The sequence below is a fragment of the Bacteroides sp. GM023 genome (assembly GCF_014750685.1).
GTDB lineage: Bacteria > Bacteroidota > Bacteroidia > Bacteroidales > Bacteroidaceae > Bacteroides.
In genome coordinates, this window is record NZ_JAAXGE010000002.1 from 1,075,147 (window position 1) to 1,097,987 (window position 22,841).

Sequence of the window (22,841 nt, forward strand, 5' to 3'; positions counted from 1 at the left end):
ATTTCTACTGTTTCTGTTTATATTTATTTTACATCCTGTTGTTGTTCCGATGATTCAGAAGTGTCGAAACGTTTCTTCAGATATTGTCCAATGGTATGGCTTCCTAAATTTTCTTTAGAGATGCTGCCGTCTTTTTCAACCAGTTCATAATGGGGAATACCGTTGAAATGGAAAAGTTGGCGTAGGTAATTATATTCTGTCCCGGTGACATAATAACTTGCTTCTCCTTTCAGGTTCTTTTCTACATATTGTTTGTAGGCTCCGGCAGGAGATTCTCTTTCTCCGGTGATATATATAAATTGAAACTCCGGGTGATTTTTGTATTTCTTGCGCAAGTCTGCTGTCGCTTCTATTCCGCCCCGGCAAGGCCCGCAGGTTGTTGCCCAAAAGTCGACAAACAGAACTTTGCCTGGATGATTCTTGATGATATTGCGGAAAATATCGGTTGCTTTGCCTTCCGGAAGCTGATAGGATGAGGCTTCTTCCGAAGGATAAGCATTCTCGAATACTTGCTCTGCTTCTGCCACCAGGAATGCGTCAGTAAGATTCTGTTTAAGGTTGTCTACATATTCGCGGGCAATTGTTTTTGTTTTAATATTTTGTAGATTAAAAGTAAGGTTACGCACTTTAGCTATTTGCCATAAGAGAGGATTGGTGTCACCCCATAGCCGGGCAATTATAGTATCTTTCTTTTCTCCATATTTTTGCTCCATTGCTATGCTTGCTCTATCGCTTGCTTGTTGCGATTCTTCTTCTTGAGATATTTTCTGTTTTTTAGTATAGTCTATGTATTCTTTTACCAGCTTTTCTTCTTGTTTAAATAGGTTATTCGTTTTCATATCCTCTTCCTGAAGTTCTGCAAGCGTTATTCTTACTTTTTGTCCGGCAAGTTTTTCATGCTTCTGCCTTAATTCTTCTTGTTCTGCATTCAGCTTCACCCCTTTTTCTTTGAGAAATGATAAGAGAGGCTTTTGTGGATAAGTGAAAGAAATGTCCACCAAATTATCGACCTCGTCCGAATAAGCCTTCCGAAGTGGAGTCATGTATTCAAAGCGGTTGATGAAGATGTCTGCTCGCTCATCTGCAAGAACGGTTTTATCGTCAAGTGGCATTTCCTTCAGAAAATCGTAGAACGAATCATCAGCTTTGATTTTCAATACTTGATTGGCTGTGTCTTGTTGGGCATAATAATCTCTGCTCATTTCAAAATCTAAGAATGCATTCCCTGTTTGTAGTTTTACTTTATTCTTAATTAAGCAAATAGCTTTTGGAGAAGGTTGATAGATTTGGCATACGGAATCAGCAACATGTTGCCATTGTGCGATAATGGGCTTCATATGTTCCTTGTATTGGTTGGGAGTAAGTGTCTTTTGTGATTTGGATAAATCCCCATAACCGTAAGCAATTAATTTACTAAAATCGGATAGTATATAAGAAAGGGGAGCTGACGGCCCCATGTATGCTGTATTATTCATGGGGAAATTGTAGTCACGTGCACGACTTCGTGCCATTAGCTCTTCCCAGTCAATATACATGGTGAGAGTTTGTCCGGGTTCAATGTAGAAGGGAATCCAGTTGTTATTGAGGGTTAATGATTGCTCTAGCGGATGATTAATAACGAATTTGCATGTGAAACTTCCATCTTTTGCTATTTGTAGAACAGTCGGATAGTCTTTGCGGGTGATTTCATTAGACAGGTAAATCAGTCCTGTATCAAACCCTAGTCGTGGGTCATATCCATCGATATAGCCTTGCAGATAAGTGGTATCTTTTTGGAAGAATTGTTGAAAACCGTTATCTGGTTCAAGGATGCTTATGTCTCCTTTCTGGCGGGTATATAACAATTCGTCTGCTCTGTCTGTTTTTATGGCACAGTTACCATTTTTCTGTGGAGTTATCAGCAGCGTACTGATATCGCCGTTTTGCTTATCTTTGACGGTAATCTCAATTCGTTTACCCTTCTTACGGATACTTTCATTGGTGTATATCCGATTATTCATAATAGTGATTGAATCATAAATTCCATATTCCCACCGACCGGGATTGTCCGTCTTGAACCAGTTGCCTTTGATGGCTGCCAGTGGAGGGATTTTCTTTCCTTTTTGTGGAGTTAAAGAGATGTCGTATGTATTCCATTCTGTAGATTCTTCCGAGCCCATAAAGTGGATAGTCTCGGTTTCCTTTGGCAGTGGCTCAAAAATGAGGACAAAGTCCTTCTCCCCAGAATCCGGCATATAGACCTCTTTCTTAATTTCGATTCCTTCGGCACTTTTGAACATGTATTTCTTACCGGTTGCGACGTCTACCAAATAATCTTCTCCGTCCAGGCTTATCCACCAGTGCGGACGGAAGATGGCATGTACATATATTCGTGTGCTTTCGGGTGTGCGCTCTATGCGGGTAATATTGATAATACTTCCCGAACGGGCTTTAAAAGGCGGATTGTCGATTGTTTGTGCACTGAGCATGCCCGTTAGCATAAGTAAGATGCAAAGTAGAGTTGTTCTCATAATAGTAGTTTTTTGATGAAAGTGTTTAATGGTATTCTTACAAAGTAAGAAAAATATCCATAGCCTTGTACTCTTTTACTCTCTAACTTAACATAGATTAAACGTTTACGTAACCATCTTTTTTGTACCTTTGCGCCCGAAAATCAGAGTGATAATTTAAATATTGAAATATTATGAGCAAGAAAGCCCTTTTAATGATCCTCGATGGTTGGGGACTAGGTGACCAAAAGAAAGACGACGTAATCTTCAACACTCCCACTCCTTACTGGGATTATCTGACAACTACTTATCCTCACTCTCAGCTTCAGGCAAGCGGTGAAAACGTAGGTTTGCCCGATGGACAGATGGGTAACTCTGAAGTTGGTCACTTGAATATTGGTGCCGGACGCGTGGTTTATCAGGATTTGGTGAAAATCAACCGTGCATGTGCTGACAATAGCATCATGAAGAATCCTGAAGTCGTTTCAGCTTTCTCTTATGCAAAAGAAAACGGAAAGAGTGTTCACTTCATGGGCTTGACTTCCAACGGTGGCGTACACAGCTCACTCGTTCATCTTTTCAAACTTTGCGACATCGCTAAAGAATACAATATCGACAATACATCCATCCACTGCTTCATGGACGGTCGCGACACTGACCCGAAGAGCGGTAAAGGTTTTATTGAAGAACTTACTGCACACTGCGAAAAATCAGGCGGAAAGGTTGCTTCTATCATCGGCCGTTATTATGCTATGGACCGTGACAAACGTTGGGAACGCGTGAAAGAAGCATATGACCTGTTGGTGAACGGTGAAGGTAAGAAAGCTACCGACATGGTTCAGGCAATGCAGGAATCTTATGATGAAGGCGTGACAGACGAATTTATCAAGCCGATTGTAAATGCAAACGTTGACGGAACAATCAAAGAAGGCGATGTAGTAATCTTCTTCAATTACCGTAACGACCGTGCAAAAGAATTGACTGTCGTATTGACTCAGCAAGATATGCCGGAAGCTGGTATGCATACTATTCCGGGGCTGCAATATTACTGCATGACTCCGTATGATGCTTCTTTCAAGGGCGTTCATATCCTGTTCGATAAAGAAAATGTATCCAACACACTAGGCGAATATCTTGCTGCTAATGGCAAGAGCCAACTTCATATCGCTGAAACAGAGAAGTATGCTCACGTAACATTCTTCCTCAACGGTGGACGTGAAACTCCGTTTGATAAGGAAGACCGTATCCTCGTTCCATCTCCGAAAGTGGCTACTTATGACTTGAAACCGGAAATGAGTGCTTACGAAGTAAAAGATAAACTGGTAGCTGCCATCAACGAAAACAAATATGATTTCATTGTAGTGAATTTCGCTAATGGTGACATGGTAGGCCATACGGGTATTTACGAAGCTATCGAGAAAGCAGTTATCGCTGTAGACGCTTGTGTGAAAGATGTAATCGAAGCTGCCAAAGCACAGGATTACGAAGCAATCATCATTGCTGACCATGGTAATGCCGACCGTGCTTTGAACGAAGACGGTACTCCGAACACCGCTCACTCTCTGAACCCTGTTCCTTGCGTTTACGTAACAGAGAACAAGGCTGCGAAAGTAGAAAACGGCCGTTTGGCTGACGTTGCTCCGACTATCCTGACAATTATGGGTCTGGAAGTTCCGGCTGAAATGGATGGTAACGTTTTGATAAATTGAGAATTGAGAATTAAGAATTAAAAAATGATAGCAAAGAATAATGCTATTCATACTAAATCGTATGCGTTTGCTATTCGTATAGTAAACGCATACAAGTTTTTAGTAGAATCTGAAAAAGAATTTGTTTTATCAAAACAGTTATTGCGCAGTGGAACTGCTATCGGAGCTTTGGTTGCTGAGGCTCATCATGCACAAAGTAGTGCGGATTTCTTAAACAAAATGAATGTCGCTTTGAAAGAAGCAAATGAAACGTTTTATTGGCTATCTTTATTGAAAGATACTCATTATATGGAAGAAATTGTCTATCAATCTATTGCTTCAGATTGCAATGAATTGATTGCACTCTTAGTTTCTATTGTAAAGTCTATGAGAGATTCACTTAATAGATAACTCAAACATTTATTTCTCAATTTTTAATTCTCAATTTTTAATTTATAAAAATGATACAGATTGGTGATGTAGTAGTGTCTCTTGATGTCTTTCAGGCAAAGTTTCTTTGCAACCTGGATGCTTGTAAAGGGGAGTGTTGCATTGAGGGTGATGCAGGTGCGCCTGTAGGACTGGATGAAGTGGAGAAATTGGAAGAAGTGTTGCCAGTTATTTGGGATGAACTGGCACCCGAAGCCCGTGCGATCATTGAGAAGCAAGGGGTGGTGTATACAGATGAAGAGGGCGACCTGGTTACTTCAATTGTAAATAATAAGGACTGCGTCTTTACCTGTTATGATGAAAAAGGATGCTGCTATTGTGCTATTGAGAAGGCATACAGGGAAGGTAAAACAGATTTTTATAAACCGGTGTCCTGCCATCTTTATCCCATCCGAATCGGCGATTACGGGGTTTATAAGGCGGTAAATTATCATCGTTGGGACGTATGTAAGGCAGCAGTTTTACTGGGCAAGAAAGAGAATCTTCCTGTCTATCAGTTCCTGAAAGAACCTTTAATCCGTAAATTCGGTGAGGAATGGTACAAAGAACTGGAAGTTGTGGCCGAAGAACTGAAGAAGCAACATCTCATTTAGGATTTTCGTCTCTTACGGATACAATATACCTGATATAGCAATATACACAAGGCGATTACTATTCCGAAGGACGGTGCAATCCATGCTTCCGGATGAATGATAATCAAGAAAATACAGGTGACGATAACGCAAGAAGTCAGGACAATAAGAAACAATCTCATCTTTGCAAGTAAGGGATTAGGAATCGTAGTTTTCAATTTCATAGTTGCTGTTGTATTTGGTTTTTATGCAAGATAGTGATTTTGCCCGGAATTTGCTTCTGTTGTTAGGTTTTATTAAGAGATGGACGTAGATATAAAAATGCCGGTACTGGAAGATGACTCTTTCAGACCGGCATTCTTTTAGATGGAAAAGTGAAATTCTTAACCGAATAACATGTATATATTAAATACTAGAAGGCACATATCGGACGAGTCGATTCGCCGGGGAATCCTTTCCAGCCTAGTTCCGTTCCCAACCCACTTTCAAGAATTTTGAAACCGGCATTTGCTTCAAAGCTGACGGAAGGTATATTGCCGCTCAAAGTCTCTCCCTGAGCTTTCTGAATTTGTTTATTCAGTAGTTGGATTCCAGCGTTGCTGGCTACGGTACCTTCTCCGCCACGTCCTATGATAAACATTTCTTTCATAGAAGCGCCGTACCATCCGGTGATTGAACCGGCAACAGGCTCCGTGTGCTTGCTTAATGCCGTGAAATTCACTTCATATTTCTCAGCAAATTTCTTCGAGATTAAGTATCCCAGCATTTCATCATGGCTGATACCGTTTAGCATTTCGGTTATTTCGGCCTTGTTTGCATCGCCGATAGAGGCATCAAGCACTCTGTTCCCATTTTTCAAAGATACAACCAAACCGTGCGGAGCGTTGTTATCTGCAATCGTTACGTCTGCTATGCCATTGTTATCCACGAATGCTTGGGCGGCTTCTTTATTCATTGTATAGAAAACGATGCCGTGACAGGTGAGACCGGCAGGAATTGCTGAAGCGCTTCCCGGCAGAATGGCAGTTGCTCCATTGGGTGTTATACAATAGAAGTCGCCGGCCGCAACTGTGCTTTCACCGCCTGCGGTTGTTTCGCAGGGGAAAGTATAACGGGAGTTCTGAGCCAGTGTTTTAGCTGCTTTCAACGTTTTCACATAGGTGTTTTCTCCGGTATTGTAGAAATAACGGAAGGTTTCCGATGTTAACATTGTTCCGGGGGCAATGAGACATACATATTCTCCACCGAGCAAGCAAGGAGTGTATGTCTTGTCGGCGATGGCAAAAGCGACATCAGATAATTCGGTGAAATAATCAAATGATTCTTCGCCGACCTTTAATGTGGATTTTGCGGAGAAAGAGACAAGAGAATAGACGTGCTTTAGCTGAATATCCAGTGTAGCGGATGAAACTTCGGCTATTTCGTCAACCAATAAGTCCATATTCTTGAAATCTTCTTCCTTACTTTGGTCTGCTTGCAGTGCGACAATTGCTTTCAGGTCTTCCATGGATTTGGCGGTATTCGCTTTGTCCGTGTAGGGGAAGTAGGCGATGGCTTTTGCTATCTTGCTGGTATAATTAAGGCTTTCAACATTCGTCCAACTGGCAATCCCTTCTGCTTCAGTATATTTGAAAGGGGCATTTTTGATTAATTCTCCGTCTGCGCCAAGCAATAATATTCCGAGTTGGTCTTCATATTCAAAGGTGATTTCATTGCCATTATTGATGGCTCTGGTCACATCGTCACCCTTAAAATCGGTGACACGAACGCTGTTAATGTTGAGCATGCCCGGAGAAGCGGCAGCGCCTTCTTCTCCCTGAACAAACATTTCATCTTGGGCGCAAGCTGAAAACAGAAGTAACGATATGGTTGCCAGCTTGATATGTGTAAGTACTTGTTTCATCATAATCTCATGTTTTTAGAATTAGAATGTTAAGATTGGAAGAAGTTTGAAGGCATCGCTACCCCAACAATTTCCGGAATTATTATCTGCGGATTTGAAATTGAATGCCCATATACGGGTTACATTTCCTTCACCGTCTTTGTCGGCTGAATTTGTACTCGTCCAGTAATTGTTCGTAAGAACGACTTTTCCTGAACCGGCAATATCCTTGAATTGCGCAACGGATGGTAAATACCAGGAATAAGTCTGATTTCCTGAAGTAATGGCTTTCCACTGCTCTCCGGCTAACTGGGCGAAAACGGGGTATTCATCCATGCTCGTTTTGATATGGGATAATATACTTTGAGTCAATGCGTATCCGTTATATAATTCCTGATTATTACGTTCTTTGTCGAGCGTGTAGTCCGGTTCTTCACCAAGCATTTTTAGGAGTTGCGCACTTTCATTATTATTCCCGTCACTGTTATTTATCCATTTGTAACTGTCCTGAGTCAGATTCGATATTGCAGCGACATATCCTCTAATTTTGGTAAATCCATAATTTGCCGGAACATCTCCCTTTCCTGCACCGATTTTGAATACGATGCCGACAGTTTGCAAGCCGTCTTTGTGTTCGGCAGAACCCCATGTACCGTCACTGTAGAAATAATCGCCGACTGCTACATACTCGTCTACGTATGATAATGAAATATCGGAACGGATATTCGAGAAAGTATACGTATGCGATGTGCCGTTAGTGGTACGTGTCATGTCACACTTGCCTTCGCGGGCGATTCCACCCGTACCGTTTTCCGTATAGGTGACAGTGAATGTTTCTCCGGTGATATTACCGTTCTCGATGTTGGTGGCGGAATAGTCGGCTTTTCCGCTGATGTCGGCATTTACTGTTGCATGGAACATTCCGTTTTCAATGGCATCAGAAGAAATATCTTCTTTGTTTCCCCACGATACACTGCTGGTCATGGTCACTTCCAGTCCGCTCTCTTTGATTTTCAGGTAATAGCGCTGCCATTTTCCAGTTTCCAAAACACCTCTTTTCTTCTTTACATCGTCGCTTTCGGGGTCTTTGTTTGAAGGCGTGTAAGTATACGTGTTTCCACCGATTGTTACTTTGATAAGCGGTTGATTCCACATTTCTGCGGGAACGAGAAAGGCTTCTCCTCGTCTCATTACACCCCAGTCATCCAGCATCTTACGGGTTGTTATGGTGGTTATGGTTCCTTCTCCGGTCAGAGTACCGTTGGTAAAGTTAGCTTTGGGATAACCATAAAATTCGATTACGGCTTTGTTGATTTCATCTTCCGAATATCCTTCGGCCACTTGCAGCTCGTACCAGGCTCTCGTCATGACATGCGAAAACTGTAGTTTCACATCTTTAGACTTGATGGTAGCTTCGCTTGCGAGGAAGTCACAAGCAGAGAATTTGCCGTTGTCGGATTGGTTGGAAATGTCCTTTGCTTCTGTCAGGATGGGGCTCCATGCTTTGACCGTGTGCTCTGTACCATCCCAGTCATATGCATTGTCCGAGGTCATTTGGTTATTGGCTCCGACCGTGTATATTCTGTATTCCGCACTACCATCAATGGCAATCGCTACTTTTTCATTTGCTTCCCACTGGTTATCAATGATACGGGTAGCGGGAGCCTTGATAGAAGCGGTGAATGCGATGGGAGAACCATCGGCAGCAGCTACATTGTCATCCTCCGAACAGGCGGTCAAGGCGATGCAGGCTGTTGTAAACATTCCTGCATATAATTTGATTTTATTTGTTTTCATGGCTGTTTACTTCGATTTATTATTGTTCTACGTCTACTAATCCCTTGTCGGAGTTTTCACCTTCCCAGTTCCATTCGTCCAGGTTACCTTCTGTGGTTCCCGGAGTCGGTTCCGGTTCCTCTACCGGGGGTGGAGTGGGCTTTCCGTCTTCATCGTCAGAACATGCTGTAACAGCCGTTGCCAGTAAGAAAAGAGCGCACAAACAGAGTGTGTTTATGCTGCCGGAAAGAAAATTTTTCTTTCCGGTAAACAAAGTAATTGTTTTCATGAAGTATAAATTAGGTGTTTATAGAGAATAAAAAATAGGGGCTAATTAGTCAGCTTGAAGTCTGTACCTTCACCGGACTGGCTGTCGGGAGCTATCCATACGGTGAACTCTCCGGCTTCCGCCCGTTGTTGCATATCGGCATTCCAGTAAGCAAGCTCGTCGGTAGTAAGGGTGAAGTTGACTCTTACAGTGTCTCCCGCTTTAATCATTATTTTCTTGAATCCTTTCAGTTCCTTCACCGGGCGAACCAGTGATCCTACTTTGTCACGGATATATAGCTGTACTACTTCCTGTGCGTCGTAAGCTCCGCTGTTGGTAATGTCGCAGGAAGCGGTTAATACATCGCCCGGCTTCATATTGCCGGTAGAAAGCTGGCAGTCTCCGTAAGTAAAGGTAGTATAGGATAGTCCGTATCCGAAGGGGAACAGGGGGCCGTCTCCGGCATCCAGATGATAACTGGTGAAACCGATAGACGTCTGTTTGGCACCGACTTCAATATCATCTATCAGTGTGATGTTTGATGCCGGTCTGCCTGTATTCTTATGCGCATAATAGATGGGTACTTGTCCGACCATGCGCGGAAGAGTCACCGGCAACTTGCCCGAAGGAACAGCTTTGCCGAATAGCAAATCAGAGATAGCCGGGCCTGCCATTGTTCCGCCGTGGAAATTGTATAGTACGGCATCTGCCATTTCCACTTCTTCAGGGATGGTTAAGGGTCTTCCTGCCATGATTACCAATACAACGGGTTTTTCGGTAGCTTTCAGTGCCTTTAGCATTTCCGTTTGTTTTCCGGGCAGACTGATGTCGGCACGGCAACGGGCTTCGCCTGATAATACGGCTTCTTCTCCTGCAAAGAACAGGATAACATCTGCCTGGCGTGCGGCGGCAACAGCTTTGGCTATTCCGGCTTCACTCTTATCCCGGCTGTAAGTCAATCCCGGTTCGGCAATCACACGGATTTTATTTTCACATTCCTGTTGTATCGCTGTCAGCGGTGTGACAGAATGTTCGGGTTCTGCGTCGAAACACCAGGTTCCTACCTGGTCGGCAGGTGCATCTGCCAATGGGCCTACCACTGCTACTGATTTAACAGAAGAAGTGAGCGGTAATACTTGTAGTTCATTCTTCAGTAAGATAGCACTTTCAATGGCTGCTTCTTTAGCCTGTTGCAAAGAAGAATTCAGATAAAATGCCGAAGGAGCACCTTCCTTGATATATGGATTATCAAATAATCCCAGGCGGAATTTTAATCGAAGAATATTGCGTACTGATTCGTCGATTAGTTTCTCATCCACCTTTTTCTCTTTTATAAGTTCTTCCAAATGGTTGATGTAGGCGTAGCTCATCATGTCCATATCGACTCCGGCGATGGCCGCTTTCTCACCAGCTTCCTTCAGGTCGGCACAGAAGCCGTGAGGAATCATTTGCTGGATAGAACCCCAGTCGCTGACTAACAATCCGTCATATTTCCATTCGTCGCGTAGAATTTGGCGGTTCAGGAAAGTGCTGCCGGAAGAGGGTACTCCGTTAATGTCATTGAAAGAGCACATGAAAGTGGCTGCACCGGCATCTACGGCAGCTTTGAAAGGGGGAAGATAAAGTTCGCGGAGTTGTATTTCCGGTATCCAGGTGGTATTATAATCTTTACCGGATTCGCTGGCACCATAGGCTGCGAAATGCTTGGCACATGCAGCTATGCTGGTGGGCGAGGAGAGGGTATCTCCCTGGAATCCTTTAATCATCGCATTTCCCATCACGGAAGTAAGATAAGGGTCTTCACCGCATGACTCGGCAATACGTCCCCAACGAGGGTCGCGGCTGATATCAATCATCGGAGCGAACGTCCAGCGGATACCTACCGAACTGGCTTCCAATGCTGCGACACGTGCCCCGTTCTCAGCTATTTTCGGATTCCAGCTTGCTGCCTGCCCCAATGGAATGGGGAAGATAGTCTTGAATCCGTGAATAACATCCCGGGCAAAAATAAGCGGAATACCCAGGCGGCTTTCTTCCACGGCAATGTGCTGAAGTTTGTTCGTGGTAGCTAAATCCAACTCATTGAGGATTGAACCGACATCGCCATTACGGATGGCACCTTGCATATCTTCGGCCAGTCCGAGTCCTGTCAACTGGTTCATCTGACCGATTTTCTCTTTCAGAGTCATCTTAGAGAGTAGAGCATCTATCTTCTGTTCCGTAGCGTCCTGTCCCGGTTTGCAGGCAAGGAGACTGAGTGCGGCCAGTCCATAGACGGTGGCTTTCTTTAATGTGTTCATATTCTTTTGTATTATGACTGTCTTTATAATGTTCTTAATTACTTTCGTTGCTGAAACGGAGCCAGTTGAGAGCTATATTACCACTTGCTATTTTGAAGCGCAGGGTTTGCTTGCCTTTTTTGAGTCTGATACTCGTTGAAAGCGTGTTCCATGCTTCACTCGTATTAGGTAATGTCAGGTTGGTGGCGGCTTCACCATCTATGGCCAGTTCCGTCTGACTATTCATATAGGTTGAATAGCGGATTTCTAATTTGTAATTACCTTCCTGGGGAATGTCCAGTTGATATTCCACCCAATGGTCACGTGTGAAATCACATATATCCAATATGCTACCGTCCGAATCCGTCGATGGGCGTAAGTGTAAGTTGCCTGATACGGCACAATACTGACTGGCTGGTATTTGTTGGTCTTTTGTATAGTAAACAGTTTTATCCAATGTAGACATATTTACGTATACTATGCCCAGTTCCGATAATTCATAGGTCTTGTTTGCTTTCGATGCCTCTGTAACGAGTGCATTGGCAAATTCTGTTTTTGTCTCGTCGGTATAAGGGCCATTGTCTCTGGGAGTAAACCATGCATATCGTTCTATATATGGTTCTGATTCCAAATAGTTGAGCACTTCGCTCATGTAGTTCATTTGCTGGGCGATGCTTATAGGGCGTTTCTCTTCCGGCCATGCGCAGAATTCAGTCAGCCAAATAGGCTTTTTATATTTCTTGAATTTCTCAATAAAACCTTTCAAGGCACCGGGAGAGACCATATAGCAATGAACAGATATCCCGTCTATATCGGATAATGGAACTAGCTCGAAGAATTCATCCAGCCATTTGATTGGGTCTGAATATCCCGGGAATGTACCGTAGTTCATGGCCGGTGAAATGACTTTCAGTCCCAGTTCGTTGGCCAATGTTTTTAGTCGAGGCCAGGAAACAGCCGCCTTTTGAGGGCTCATGTTGGCCTGGTCGGTCAAGTTGGGTTCGTTGAATGCTAATAAGTATTTGCATTCAGGATGATCCTGCTTGTATTTCTTGATGCGTGTCGAGCTATAACTGGCATTCCATGCCATAGGGCAGAAATCCTTTCCGTATGGATTCAGTTGCGCTTCCATGCTATCCCAATCCGGTCCCCAGTTGTATCCCCAAAAAATAGTTTTCTCACCCATTAGCGGAGCATCCGACTTTGTCTCAAATCCGTAGCCGATTCCCCGCTTGTTATGGAAATCGAATACAGGTTCTTCGTCGACGTTATGAGGTGGCTGTTCTGGCTCACCGTCATTATCCGAACTTGAACAAGCTCCGAATGATAATGCAAGTAAGATAAATGCGTAAATAATCTTTTTCATGGTTTCAATTATTTAGTTTTGTTTTAATCGGTTTGCTATTTCTGATATACTTTGACGAAGTCAACATACATTTTAGCTTCTCCGTCCGGCAAGGCTGTTACCAGGTTGGGATTCCATATCCCCGGAAAGTTACCGCCTACTGCCAGATTGAAGATGATGAAACAATCCTGATGAAGATAATTTCCCGGTGACCATATCGGGTCACTCTTGTCTGTGATTGCCATTTCAAAATACGGTTTGGCTTCCGGTTGCTTGTCTAAATCAAGATACATGGCAATCTTCTCTTCATCCCAAATGAGGGTATATAAATGAAATTTTCCGTCTTGCAGGCTATAAGGTGCAACATCATTCTTTGGACCATAGTCCTGTGCATGCTGGTTCCAGGCCGTTCCCCAATGGATGGCACCATTGAAGTAGGTCTCTGTCTTACCCTGCCGGATTCCATCCTGGTGTCCCATTTCGAGAATGTCAATTTCGCTGCACGCAGGCCAGCTCACTGTAGCGTATGCTTTGCCTAACATCCAAAAAGCAGGCCATAAGCCGTTGGCTGTTTTGGGTAATTTGATACTTGCTTCCACTTTACCATAAGTGAATGCATATTTACCGTTGGTATTCAGTCTGCCTGAGGTGAACGACTTGCCTTCATAGTTTTCTTTTTTGGCAGTCAGTATCAGACAGCTTTTTTTGCTTTCCGGTTCTTCTCCTACCGATATGTTTTCGGCACGATAATATTGTAATTCGGCATTTCCGTTTCCGTCTCCGTTTATTTCTATTTGCCAGTTGTTGGTATTCAGGGTTGAACCGTGGAACAGGTCTTCCCATACCAGTGTATAACCGTCTGTTTCTCCTGAACCTATTTCTTTTTCCTCAATTGGAGCATCATTTCCTCCCTCTTCATTAGGAGATAATGGCTCTTCTGTTTCAGTACAGCCGATGAATGCGAGAGCTATAGCGAGTATGAACATGACTTTGTTATTTGCTTTCATGATATAAATAATTTGATTCTTTAAAGGCTGTATTATCCTTTGTAAATCAGTCTCCACCACAGTAGATTAGGGATAGATGAAGGATGGAGACTGATTGAAAATACCTATTGAAACGAACTAAATCTTATTTTGCTTTCTTGTAAATAAATACAGCGTCGTAATCAAAAGACACTCCGAGAGTAGTCTTGCTTGAATGTGAAAGGATATTTACTCCTACATTGTTATCATCCGGTTTGGAAGGAGTCAGGCTAAGTTCTCCTTCATAGCGGAACTGTAATCCTTGTTCCTGAAACAAAGTCAAAGGAATATCGAATGCCTGCCATTCACCGTCACGTCTGAAATCTTTGTAAGGAGATTGTCCGTCGTCATTCGGGATATTACCTAAAACGACTGTACCTTTATTGTCGGAACCGTCTGCTTTACCGACGTACCATAAAGTGATATTGTGGAATACATCTCTTGCCTTTAAATCTTTGACAGCAATGTGGAGATAATAATCTTCATAGTGTCCGTCTATATTTTTAAGCTTTTCGACAGCGTTCTTTGTTTCAGTGATATATGCCATTTCCCCTCCTTCTTCCTGAAATGCCCAGGGTACAAAATATCCGGCTCCATTCCATTCTCCATTAGCCTGGAAACTAGTCCATCCTTGTTCCAGATAGTAGTTCGGACCTACGGATTCCGCTCCCGGTTCATAACCGTTCCATACATAAAGGTTCTTGTTTTTTCCATCGGCTGCCGTACCGTCTGCTGCACCATTCGGGCGGAAATCTGCAACGACTTTACTCTCTATTTTTTCATAGCTTGCCTGGTCCATTGCAATAACGTAATAATTGCTTCCAGATAAAGATGCTTGTCTTTCAGCTTCCGCTTCGGGGTCGGGGTCGTCTCCGCCCGGTTCTTCCGTACCCGGCTTTTCAATTACCGGATCATCGTCACTACCACAACTTGCGAATGTAAATCCCATTAATAAGGCACTGATAAAAAGCAGCATTAAATTTTTCTTCTTCATGATAATTAAGTTTTTAATTAGACAATAAGTTTTTTTTGGGTTGTTTGTATTTTAGTAACCCGGGTTTTGTTCAAGTCCGCCCAGGTTTACCTCTTCTTGCGGGATAGGGAACAGTTCGTGTTTCCCTTCGATAAAGTTTGCCATCTCTGCCCTTGCTTCCGATGTTTCGTTAGCTTTGTAGGTATCCATAGTCTTTTTGACAATGTTCCAGCGGCAGAGGTCGAACCAACGGTGTCCTTCCATAGCCAATTCTACTCGGCGTTCGTGGCGAATGGCTTTCATCAGGTCGTCTTTGGTATCTTTATAATTATTGTAATCGGGGAATTCCGGTAATATGGCCGGATTGTTTCCTCTGGCACGACTGCGCACCTTTTCCAGTGCGGCTTTGGCTTCTGTGGTCGCATTCTCTTCACAACATGCTTCTGCGTACATCAGCAATACATCGGCATAACGAATCACTCTGTAATTGAGAGGTGAGCGGCTGGCATGTGAAAGAGGAATGTACTTTCCGTCCTGTCCCATCATGCTGTACTTCCGGTTACAATATCTGCTTCCCAAATAGATTTCTTCAGTTGAGTTGATAATTTCCGCATCAGTAGGATTCAGTATGGCTACGTCACGGCGAGGATCACTGTTCTCAAATTCATTATACAAGTCTTGAGTCGGCTTGTTGAACCCCCATCCGGCAGAAGAACTGCCGAAAGCCGTAGAGCGCGAACGAGTCAGGATGGTGGTAAATGTTCCACGGGTGAAACCGTTTCCTTCTCCATAATCGGAAGTCTCGTCATTCATATATTGGATTTCGAAGACAGACTCTATTCCATTCTCACCTTCTAAAGTGAAATTGTCGGCATAGTTTCCGCATAAGTCATATTCTCCGGCTGTTTCCTGAATCTTGATGGCTTCTCCCCATTTCTTTGCTTCCGAATAATTGTGCATATAAAGATATGTCTTTAAGAGCATTGCTTGAGCGGCACCTTTGGTGGCACGTCCCAAATCTTTATCCTCATATTCGCTTTTCTTCCAGAGCTTTGTTTCAGCATCTTTCAAGTCGCTGATGATTAATTCGTAGATAGCATCTTTAGTAGCGCGGGGCTGTTTCCACTGGTCACTGCTGTAAACTACAAAATCCACTTTAGGAACACCGCCGAACATACGTACCAGGCGGAAATAATACATGGCACGAAGGAATTTTGCTTCCCCTATTAACCGGTTGCGGAGCTTTTCATCTATCGACTCGTCCAGATTGACCGTAGGTATTTCTTCGATAGCCAGGTTACAGCGTGCGATACCCTGATATTGTGAACGATAATAGTCGAGTAATAAACCGTTGTTAGAAATGGTCTTGAAATTCTCCAGGTCATAGACGTCGGACATATCCAACAGTGTTTGTCCCCCTTTTAAAGCATCGTCCGATACAACGTCGCCAATAAACCATTCAGGGTAATAAGTCGTATTGTATTCCCACATCAGAGGGGCGTAAGCCGCGTTGACACATTGGGTGGCAGTCTCACCGCTAGTAAAGAAATCTTTAGCGTTGGTTACCATAGGACCTTCTTCTGTCAGCCAGTCGTTGCAGGAAGATAATAATGCTGACATCGAACATAATATGCTGATATAAATATACTTTTTCATATGGCTCATGTTTCTTAGAAATTAATATTTGCTCCTAGCATGAAAGTTCTTGATTGTGGGTAGTTACCGTAATCAATACCACCGCCGACTTCCGGGTCGTAGCCTGAATAGGGAGTAATCGTAAACAGATTGTTTGCCGACAGATAGATACGGCATCTGCTAAGGCCGACTTTCCGCACCATAGTGGCGGGTAGGGTATAACCTATTTGCAGGTTCTTCAATCTTAAATAAGCTCCGCTCTCGATATACCGGCTGTTGTTCTCCTTGTTGGTGGGACTTCCGTAAGGATTGGGAATGTCACCATTCGGGTTTGAAGCCGTCCACACATTACGCATGCTGGTACTTAAAGTCGATTCGTATCCGGTGCCTTCCGTGCGGAGTTTCACTGCATTGTATATCTTGTTGCCATATACTCCCTGAAAGAATAACTGAAGGTCGATGCCTTTCCAGTCAGCCCCCAGGTTGAGGCCGTAAGTCAACCACGGGAATGGGTTACCTATATCTGTCTTGTCATCATTGTCGATTTTTCCATCACCGTTCAAGTCCTTGTAACGGGCGTCTCCTGCATGATAACTGATATTGCTCGGCTGATCCTTGTAGGCATAAAGATGATCCAGTGCTTCCTGGTCTGTCTGATAGATTCCTTCATACTGGTATCCCCAGAAAGTGTATAGTCCGTATCCTTCGTCGCAGATGGTGCGGTCACCGTACACTCTTGAACCGCCGTTCAATGCTGTCAATTTATTATTGATGAATGAAACGTTACCGGATACAGAGTAATTGACTTTTCCTATTCTGTTCAGGTGATTGAGTGAGATTTCAATACCTTTGTTCCTTACTGTACCTACGTTTGCGGTTGCATCGTAACGGTTGCCGACGTGTGCCGGAGCCTTTACGCCCAAAAGCATTTCCTTAGTGTCGCGGAGAAATAAGTCTACTGTACCCGATAATAGATTATTGAATAAGCTGAAGTCAACTCCCGCATTCCATTGTTCGGTTGTTTCCCATTTTCCACCATTGTTTACATATGTCAGGATGGTAGCGCCATTGGCTAGTCCTTGTGTCTTACCGAGTACATAGTCCACGAATGTAGGACCAGTATTCATCATTTTGAGCGTGAAACTGTCGTCACCGATTTTATCGTTACCGATACGTCCCCAGCCGGCACGCAGCTTCAGGTTATCCAGCCATTCGATATTTTTCATAAAGCTTTCTTCGCTGATTCTCCAGGCGATGGCTGTGGATGGGAAATATCCCCAAAGATTTTCCTTGAATTTGCTGGAACCGTCGGCACGGAAATTCATCGTGATAAGGTAGCGGCTATTATAGGAGTAGTGGAGACGTCCCAACAAAGAAAAACGGCGTGAGCGGGAAGCTTGGTCGGAAGCCTTTGTCTGATCCTCAGTAGCCTGAGACAAGTACCAGTTCGTTTCAGTCGGATTCAGGATGGAAGAACCGGAACCGCCGATGCTGTAATAGTTGTATTCTTCCGTAGTCTGACCTACCATGGCAGAGAAACTATGTTTCTTGATGTCACGTGTGTATGTCAAAGTGTTTTCGACACCTACCGTTGAATAACGTGCCATGTTACTGGAGATGAAGTTCTTTTCTGACTTGTCATAAGTAGAATATTCATACTTCTCTTTATATAGTTTGGAGCGGGTATTCGTTAAGTCCAGGCTGACGTCCGATCTGAAAACAAGTCCTTTGATCGGAGTAATCTCAAGATAGATATCACCTACCCATCTTTCTGTCTTGTCGGAAGGTTCGGCGGTCGTTACCATTGAATAAGGGTTGACTACGTTCTTGAAGTTGGATGCAGCACTGATTTGCCCGCTCAAGTCTTTACCTTGTTCGTTTACGCTTCCGGCAGGATAGTGAGTCGGGTCCCACGGAGCCATCGCGATAGCAGCAGAGAGAACTGATGCACCCGGACTACTGCTGTTGTTCATGGCATTACGGCCGTGAGAACTCATGAATGATAAGTTCTCGCCCACTTTCAGCCAGCTTTTGATTTTGTGTGAAGAATTGACACGCAGAGTGACTCTTGAGTAGTCAGACCCCATGATAGTACCTTCCTGTGTGAAGTAACTTCCGCTCATCGAATAACTGCTTTTATCATTGCCGCCATCCACTGATACATGATAGTTTTGTATCCATGCATTTTTATTGAATACTTCATCTTGCCAGTCGGTATCAATTTGCGAATAATCCAAGTTGTTCGGGTAATATTCGGATTTTCCTAAACGGTATAGTTGTAACCACTTGTTGAATCCCTGTTTTTGGTAGTAGCTCATTTCAGACTTCACATTGTGCATGTTGATGAGCGTCTCTGCAAATTCCTGGCTTCCCATCAGATCCAGTTTGTTCCATCGATTCTGTACACCTGCATATACATTCAATGAAACGATAGCTTTCCCGTCTTTTCCGCCTTTCTTGGTTGTTACCAGTATCACACCGTTTGCACCACGCGAACCGTAAATGGCTGTGGCCGAAGCATCTTTCAAAATCTCTGTGGATTCAATATCACTCGGACTTAGATAGGTGATATTATCCACAATTACTCCGTCTACCACATAGATAGGAGCACTGTTGTTCACCGTACCGATACCACGGATACGTACTTCAGCAGCAGCACCCGGTTGACCGGAATTGGCGTTGACTGTGACACCGGCGGCACGTCCCTGCAAAGCCTGATCCAGTCCGGCAGCGGGAGTCTTTTGTAGTTGATCGGCTTTTACGGAAGCAACTGAACCAGTGAGGTCACTTTTCTTCATCGTACCGTAACCGATGGCTACTACTTCATCCAGCATCTGTGCATCCGGCTGCAATACTATATTCATTGCGCCGGCTTTTTGTACTGTGACCTCATGCTTTTTGCATCCTACATACGTGAATACTAAAGTCTTCCCTTTACTCACATTGATGGAGTAATTACCATCCATGTCCGTAATGGTTCCTTCATTAGTAGTACCTTTTACTGAAACTGTAACGCCCGGCAGTGAGAATCCGTCTTCTGCGGAAGTGACCTGACCTGTGACCCGAAGGGCTTGGGCGAAAGAGATTTGTCCTAGCAGCACGCTGCAAAAAATAAGAATAACTCTTTTCATGGTATTAATTTTAAGTGTAACTCAATTTTATGTCCGGAATCAATTCCCTGTCTTGTTCCGACGTTGCAAAGATAGAGTTGTTTGCCCCGGAATACCTCGTAATTTGTTTCACAAGAACTCAACATTGCTCAATTATTAATTCTATAAAAACTCAACATAAAATATATAAGTTGTTGTAAATCAGTAATTATTTTGAAATGTCTGAACTATATGAATTAAAAATGCTCCATTAGATTAACCCTACAAACCAACAATTTTCCTATCTTTGTAATCAACCGAGGGTTTAAAACGAATCAGCCATTAAAAAGTAATACTATGAGAACGTTCTTATTAATTCTATCACTTTTATTTGTCCATAATTCCGCTTATTCCATCTATCCGATTGTGCGCAATTTTAGTAAGACGCATTATAAATCAGGTACGCAGAACTGGGATATTGTGCAGAATCCGGGTGGTTGTATTTACTTTGCCAACAACAATGGCGTGTTGGAATTTGATGGCAAGGATTGGGCGACTTATCCCATAGCCAACTATACCAATGTGCGTTCAGTATTTTATGATACCGAATCCAAACGTTTGTATGCCGGCGCATTCAACGAGTTCGGTTATTATCAGTTGGATAATAATGGAGGAGCTGTTTATCAATCCCTGATGCAGGCGTTTGATTCTATAAAAGATATCTCCGAAATATGGAAAATCTATAAGATTGAGCATTCATTCTATTTGCAGAGCAACCGGGATGTATATAAGTATAATACGGATACCGTCCAAACCTATCACTTCAATCACAAAATAGATTGCTCCGCAGTGGTGCATAATTCTCTGTTAGTGTCGAATCGTGAGGAAGGCCCGATGATTCTGACCGGGAATTCATTTATGTCCCTGCCTTATACCGATGAACTGATAGGCAAAAAAGTTTGTGCTATTTTGCCTTACGAAAAGAACAAAATGCTGTTTGTTACTGATTTTCACGGAGTATATCTGTATGACGGAAAACATTTGGAGCCTTGGTCATTGGATATTGATCCTTTTCTAAAACAGAATCAAGTGTTCTGTGCGGCTACAGATGGCAAGTCGATAGCTTTCGGGACAGTGGCAAACGGGCTTTTCGTAAAGAACCTGTCTGATAATTCAACGCTACATGTGAACACATTTTCCGGTATGCAGAATAACACAGTGCTAAGTGTAGGATTCGACCGTTCGGGCAATCTTTGGCTGGGCTTGGATAAAGGGATTGATTATGTTGTCATTAATACCCCCGAATTTTCTTTGTTTGGTTCTGAGAATCTATACGGTTCCGGTTATGCCTCGCTGGTACATAAAGATAAACTGTACCTGGGTACAAACCAAGGACTCTATTATATAGACTATCCTCTTGCTAATCAACAACAGGTAGTCAAGTCCGTACAAGACATGAAAGGGCAGGTCTGGTATCTGACTGAGATTGATAATACATTGTTTTGCGGACACGACCGGGGCGTTTTTATTATTACGGGTGACCGTGCGGAACGTATCCCGCAAGTAAATGGAACCTGGAAGTTGGAGCGTATGAAGAACCGTCCGGATTATATCCTAGGATGTTCTTATGATGGTCTTTTTCTTTTGCATAAGCGTAACGGGCGTTGGACATTTTCTCATTACCTGAAGGGTTTTAAAGAGTCGAGCGGTATGTTTGCCGAGGATAATGACGGTACGATATGGATGACCCATTGGATGAAAGGACTCTTCCGTTTAACCTTGGATGCACAGGCGGATTCGGTATTGAATGTAGAGTATTATGCTGAAAATAGAGGGTTTCCGACCAGTCGTAACAATTTGGTGAATGAGTTTAGAAACCGTATTATATTTTCTTCTGATGCCGGATTCTATAAGTTCGACCTTACCCGTAATAAGGCTGTCTTGTTTGATGAACTGAATAAGTATTTCGCAGCCCTGCCCGCCGCTGCCCATCTATACGAATCCCCTTATGGTGACTTATTTTTCATGTCCGGTACTATGCAGGCGGTTGCTTTCCGGAATCCCGACCAAACTTATACCCTGGATTCCATCTCCTTGAATTTCCTGCAAGACAAACGTATATTCGGTTTCGAAAACGTAAACTGCATTGACAGGAATCATGTTCTGTTCAGCACCGAAAATGGCTTCTCCTGGATTAATCTCGCCAAAGTACGTGCCAATGAAAAGAAACTGGGTAACGACGTATTTATAAAGAACGTCTATCTGACCAATAACAATAAAGACTCTCTGATATATGGTTCCAGAGGTACTATTGAACAACAGTCCGTAAGAAAACTGCCATTCAAATATAATTCATTACGTTTCGAATTTGTCGCGCCCGAATTTGAGAAAGAAGATGCTGTGGAGTACAGCTATTTCCTTGAAAATTATGATAAGGAGTGGTCTTCCTATTCAATGATTGCTATGAAAGAATATACCAAGCTCCCGCAAGGCGATTATACCTTTCATGTACGTGCCAAGAATCGGTTCAAACCGGGAATATCGGAAACCGCCTATCACTTTGAAATACTCCCTCCGTGGTATCTGAGTTCGACGGCTTATTACATCTATTTTATCTTGTTCGCTACACTAATATGGCTCTTGATACGTTTTGACAGGATGCGTTCCCGATTGAAGGAAGCCGAAGTGGAATTTCGCAAAGAAGAAGAAATGCGGGAACAGCAACTGCGATTTGAAGAAGACGCACGGAAGCGTGAACAGGAAATCGTCATGTTGAAGAATCAAACATTGGAATATAATCTGCGACATAAATCCCAGGACTTGGCCACTTCTACGATGAATCTTATCCGTAAGAATGAAATCCTGCTCAAGATAAAAGAAGACTTGGACAAACTCAATACTTATGTATCAGGTAGGGAAGACGAAGTAAAAATGGTGAAACTATTGGGTAAAGTCCAGAAAGACATTCGGGAAAATATAGAGCACGATGATGACTGGCAGAAGTTTGAGCATAATTTCGATATGGTTTACGAAGATTATCTGAAACGTCTGGGCGAACACTTCCCGCAACTCACGGTAGGCGATAAGCGACTTTGCGCTTACCTGAAGATGGACTTATGCTCGAAAGATATCGCCCCGTTGCTGAATATGTCTGTTCGTAGCGTAGAAATGGCACGCTATCGCCTGCGAAAGAAAATGGAATTGAGCCGCGATGTCAACCTGACGGATTTCCTGCAACATTTCTAACTTCACATATAGGCAAAAGAAAAACGCCGACCGAAGGTTTCTCCTTCGCCGTCGGCGTTCCTCGTGTATGCTCGGCATGAGTATTATCTAACGGGTGCAAGTCCCTCGTGAGCCCTAATAGCGG

Annotated in this window: 15 protein-coding genes; 4 read left to right on the forward strand and 11 right to left on the reverse strand. The window is 43.3% G+C overall.

All coding sequences use genetic code 11. From position 1 onward, the window contains the following. Positions 1–23: 23 nt before the first annotated feature. The gene (locus tag HC965_RS06525; protein WP_191030695.1) at positions 24–2,510 is read right to left on the reverse strand and encodes a thiol:disulfide interchange protein; all 2,487 of its coding nucleotides are present in this window, start codon (positions 2,508–2,510) and stop codon (positions 24–26) included. 173 nt (positions 2,511–2,683) lie between these two features. Here HC965_RS06525 and gpmI point away from each other — a divergent pair, with 173 nt between their 5' ends. Genes gpmI through HC965_RS06540 form a run of 3 tightly spaced genes read left to right on the forward strand, consistent with a single transcriptional unit; the run spans position 2,684 to position 5,220 of the window. After that, positions 2,684–4,198: a 2,3-bisphosphoglycerate-independent phosphoglycerate mutase gene (gene gpmI, locus HC965_RS06530; RefSeq protein ID WP_191030696.1), complete on the forward strand. Its 1,515-nt coding sequence runs from the start codon at positions 2,684–2,686 to the stop codon at positions 4,196–4,198. A 24-nt stretch (positions 4,199–4,222) separates the two neighbouring features. Next, the gene (locus HC965_RS06535; RefSeq protein ID WP_191030697.1) at positions 4,223–4,588 is read left to right on the forward strand and encodes a four helix bundle protein; all 366 of its coding nucleotides are present in this window, start codon (positions 4,223–4,225) and stop codon (positions 4,586–4,588) included. Between the two features lie 50 nt (positions 4,589–4,638). Next, entirely contained in the window at positions 4,639–5,220 is a 582-nt protein-coding gene (locus HC965_RS06540) for a DUF3109 family protein (protein WP_191030698.1), read from the forward strand. On the opposite strand, the gene HC965_RS06545 is transcribed toward HC965_RS06540, so the two are convergent. The 10 genes from HC965_RS06545 to HC965_RS06590 form a co-directional block, all read right to left on the reverse strand. Continuing rightward, a complete protein-coding gene (locus tag HC965_RS06545) occupies positions 5,217–5,423 on the reverse strand; it encodes a hypothetical protein (protein ID WP_191030699.1) in 207 nt (68 codons plus the stop codon). The two genes, HC965_RS06540 and HC965_RS06545, sit on opposite strands and share 4 nt — an antisense overlap. Positions 5,424–5,611: 188 nt before the next feature. After that, positions 5,612–7,105: a fimbrillin family protein gene (locus HC965_RS06550; RefSeq protein ID WP_191030700.1), complete on the reverse strand. Its 1,494-nt coding sequence runs from the start codon at positions 7,103–7,105 to the stop codon at positions 5,612–5,614. 18 nt (positions 7,106–7,123) lie between these two features. Then, positions 7,124–8,878 carry a fimbrillin family protein gene (locus tag HC965_RS06555; protein WP_191030701.1) on the reverse strand — a complete coding sequence of 585 codons (1,755 nt, stop codon included), beginning with the start codon at positions 8,876–8,878 and terminating at the stop codon, positions 7,124–7,126. A gap of 19 nt (positions 8,879–8,897) precedes the next feature. Beyond that, complete coding sequence (locus HC965_RS06560) at positions 8,898–9,146, reverse strand: hypothetical protein (RefSeq protein WP_191030702.1); 249 nt, start codon at positions 9,144–9,146, stop codon at positions 8,898–8,900. A 41-nt stretch (positions 9,147–9,187) separates the two neighbouring features. Continuing rightward, positions 9,188–11,425 (reverse strand): glycoside hydrolase family 3 N-terminal domain-containing protein, encoded by a 2,238-nt coding sequence (locus HC965_RS06565; protein ID WP_191030703.1) that lies wholly within the window; start codon positions 11,423–11,425, stop codon positions 9,188–9,190. Between the two features lie 34 nt (positions 11,426–11,459). Further along, positions 11,460–12,770 (reverse strand): glycosyl hydrolase, encoded by a 1,311-nt coding sequence (locus tag HC965_RS06570; protein WP_191030704.1) that lies wholly within the window; start codon positions 12,768–12,770, stop codon positions 11,460–11,462. Positions 12,771–12,805: 35 nt separating this feature from the next. Then, positions 12,806–13,756: a family 16 glycosylhydrolase gene (locus tag HC965_RS06575; RefSeq protein WP_191030705.1), complete on the reverse strand. Its 951-nt coding sequence runs from the start codon at positions 13,754–13,756 to the stop codon at positions 12,806–12,808. Positions 13,757–13,880: 124 nt separating this feature from the next. Then, complete coding sequence (locus HC965_RS06580) at positions 13,881–14,768, reverse strand: hypothetical protein (protein WP_191030706.1); 888 nt, start codon at positions 14,766–14,768, stop codon at positions 13,881–13,883. Positions 14,769–14,819: 51 nt separating this feature from the next. Next, positions 14,820–16,403, reverse strand: coding sequence for a RagB/SusD family nutrient uptake outer membrane protein (locus HC965_RS06585; protein WP_191030707.1), 1,584 nt, complete (start codon positions 16,401–16,403; stop codon positions 14,820–14,822). Between the two features lie 14 nt (positions 16,404–16,417). Continuing rightward, positions 16,418–19,513, reverse strand: coding sequence for a TonB-dependent receptor (locus tag HC965_RS06590; protein WP_191030708.1), 3,096 nt, complete (start codon positions 19,511–19,513; stop codon positions 16,418–16,420). Between the two features lie 315 nt (positions 19,514–19,828). On the opposite strand from HC965_RS06590, the gene HC965_RS06595 reads away from it, so the two are divergent. After that, positions 19,829–22,717 carry a triple tyrosine motif-containing protein gene (locus tag HC965_RS06595; RefSeq protein ID WP_191030709.1) on the forward strand — a complete coding sequence of 963 codons (2,889 nt, stop codon included), beginning with the start codon at positions 19,829–19,831 and terminating at the stop codon, positions 22,715–22,717. Positions 22,718–22,841: the final 124 nt, after the last annotated feature.

Excerpts from the sequence above, each read along its gene's own strand:
- HC965_RS06525 (WP_191030695.1), bottom strand. The coding sequence starts at position 2,510 with ATGAGAACAACTCTACTTTGCATCTTACTTATGCTAACGGGCATGCTC.
- gpmI (WP_191030696.1), top strand. The coding sequence starts at position 2,684 with ATGAGCAAGAAAGCCCTTTTAATGATCCTCGATGGTTGGGGACTAGGT.
- HC965_RS06535 (WP_191030697.1), top strand. The coding sequence starts at position 4,223 with ATGATAGCAAAGAATAATGCTATTCATACTAAATCGTATGCGTTTGCT.
- HC965_RS06540 (WP_191030698.1), top strand. The coding sequence starts at position 4,639 with ATGATACAGATTGGTGATGTAGTAGTGTCTCTTGATGTCTTTCAGGCA.
- HC965_RS06545 (WP_191030699.1), bottom strand. The coding sequence starts at position 5,423 with ATGAAATTGAAAACTACGATTCCTAATCCCTTACTTGCAAAGATGAGA.
- HC965_RS06550 (WP_191030700.1), bottom strand. The coding sequence starts at position 7,105 with ATGATGAAACAAGTACTTACACATATCAAGCTGGCAACCATATCGTTA.
- HC965_RS06555 (WP_191030701.1), bottom strand. The coding sequence starts at position 8,878 with ATGAAAACAAATAAAATCAAATTATATGCAGGAATGTTTACAACAGCC.
- HC965_RS06560 (WP_191030702.1), bottom strand. The coding sequence starts at position 9,146 with ATGAAAACAATTACTTTGTTTACCGGAAAGAAAAATTTTCTTTCCGGC.
- HC965_RS06565 (WP_191030703.1), bottom strand. The coding sequence starts at position 11,425 with ATGAACACATTAAAGAAAGCCACCGTCTATGGACTGGCCGCACTCAGT.
- HC965_RS06570 (WP_191030704.1), bottom strand. The coding sequence starts at position 12,770 with ATGAAAAAGATTATTTACGCATTTATCTTACTTGCATTATCATTCGGA.
- HC965_RS06575 (WP_191030705.1), bottom strand. The coding sequence starts at position 13,756 with ATGAAAGCAAATAACAAAGTCATGTTCATACTCGCTATAGCTCTCGCA.
- HC965_RS06580 (WP_191030706.1), bottom strand. The coding sequence starts at position 14,768 with ATGAAGAAGAAAAATTTAATGCTGCTTTTTATCAGTGCCTTATTAATG.
- HC965_RS06585 (WP_191030707.1), bottom strand. The coding sequence starts at position 16,403 with ATGAAAAAGTATATTTATATCAGCATATTATGTTCGATGTCAGCATTA.
- HC965_RS06590 (WP_191030708.1), bottom strand. The coding sequence starts at position 19,513 with ATGAAAAGAGTTATTCTTATTTTTTGCAGCGTGCTGCTAGGACAAATC.
- HC965_RS06595 (WP_191030709.1), top strand. The coding sequence starts at position 19,829 with ATGAGAACGTTCTTATTAATTCTATCACTTTTATTTGTCCATAATTCC.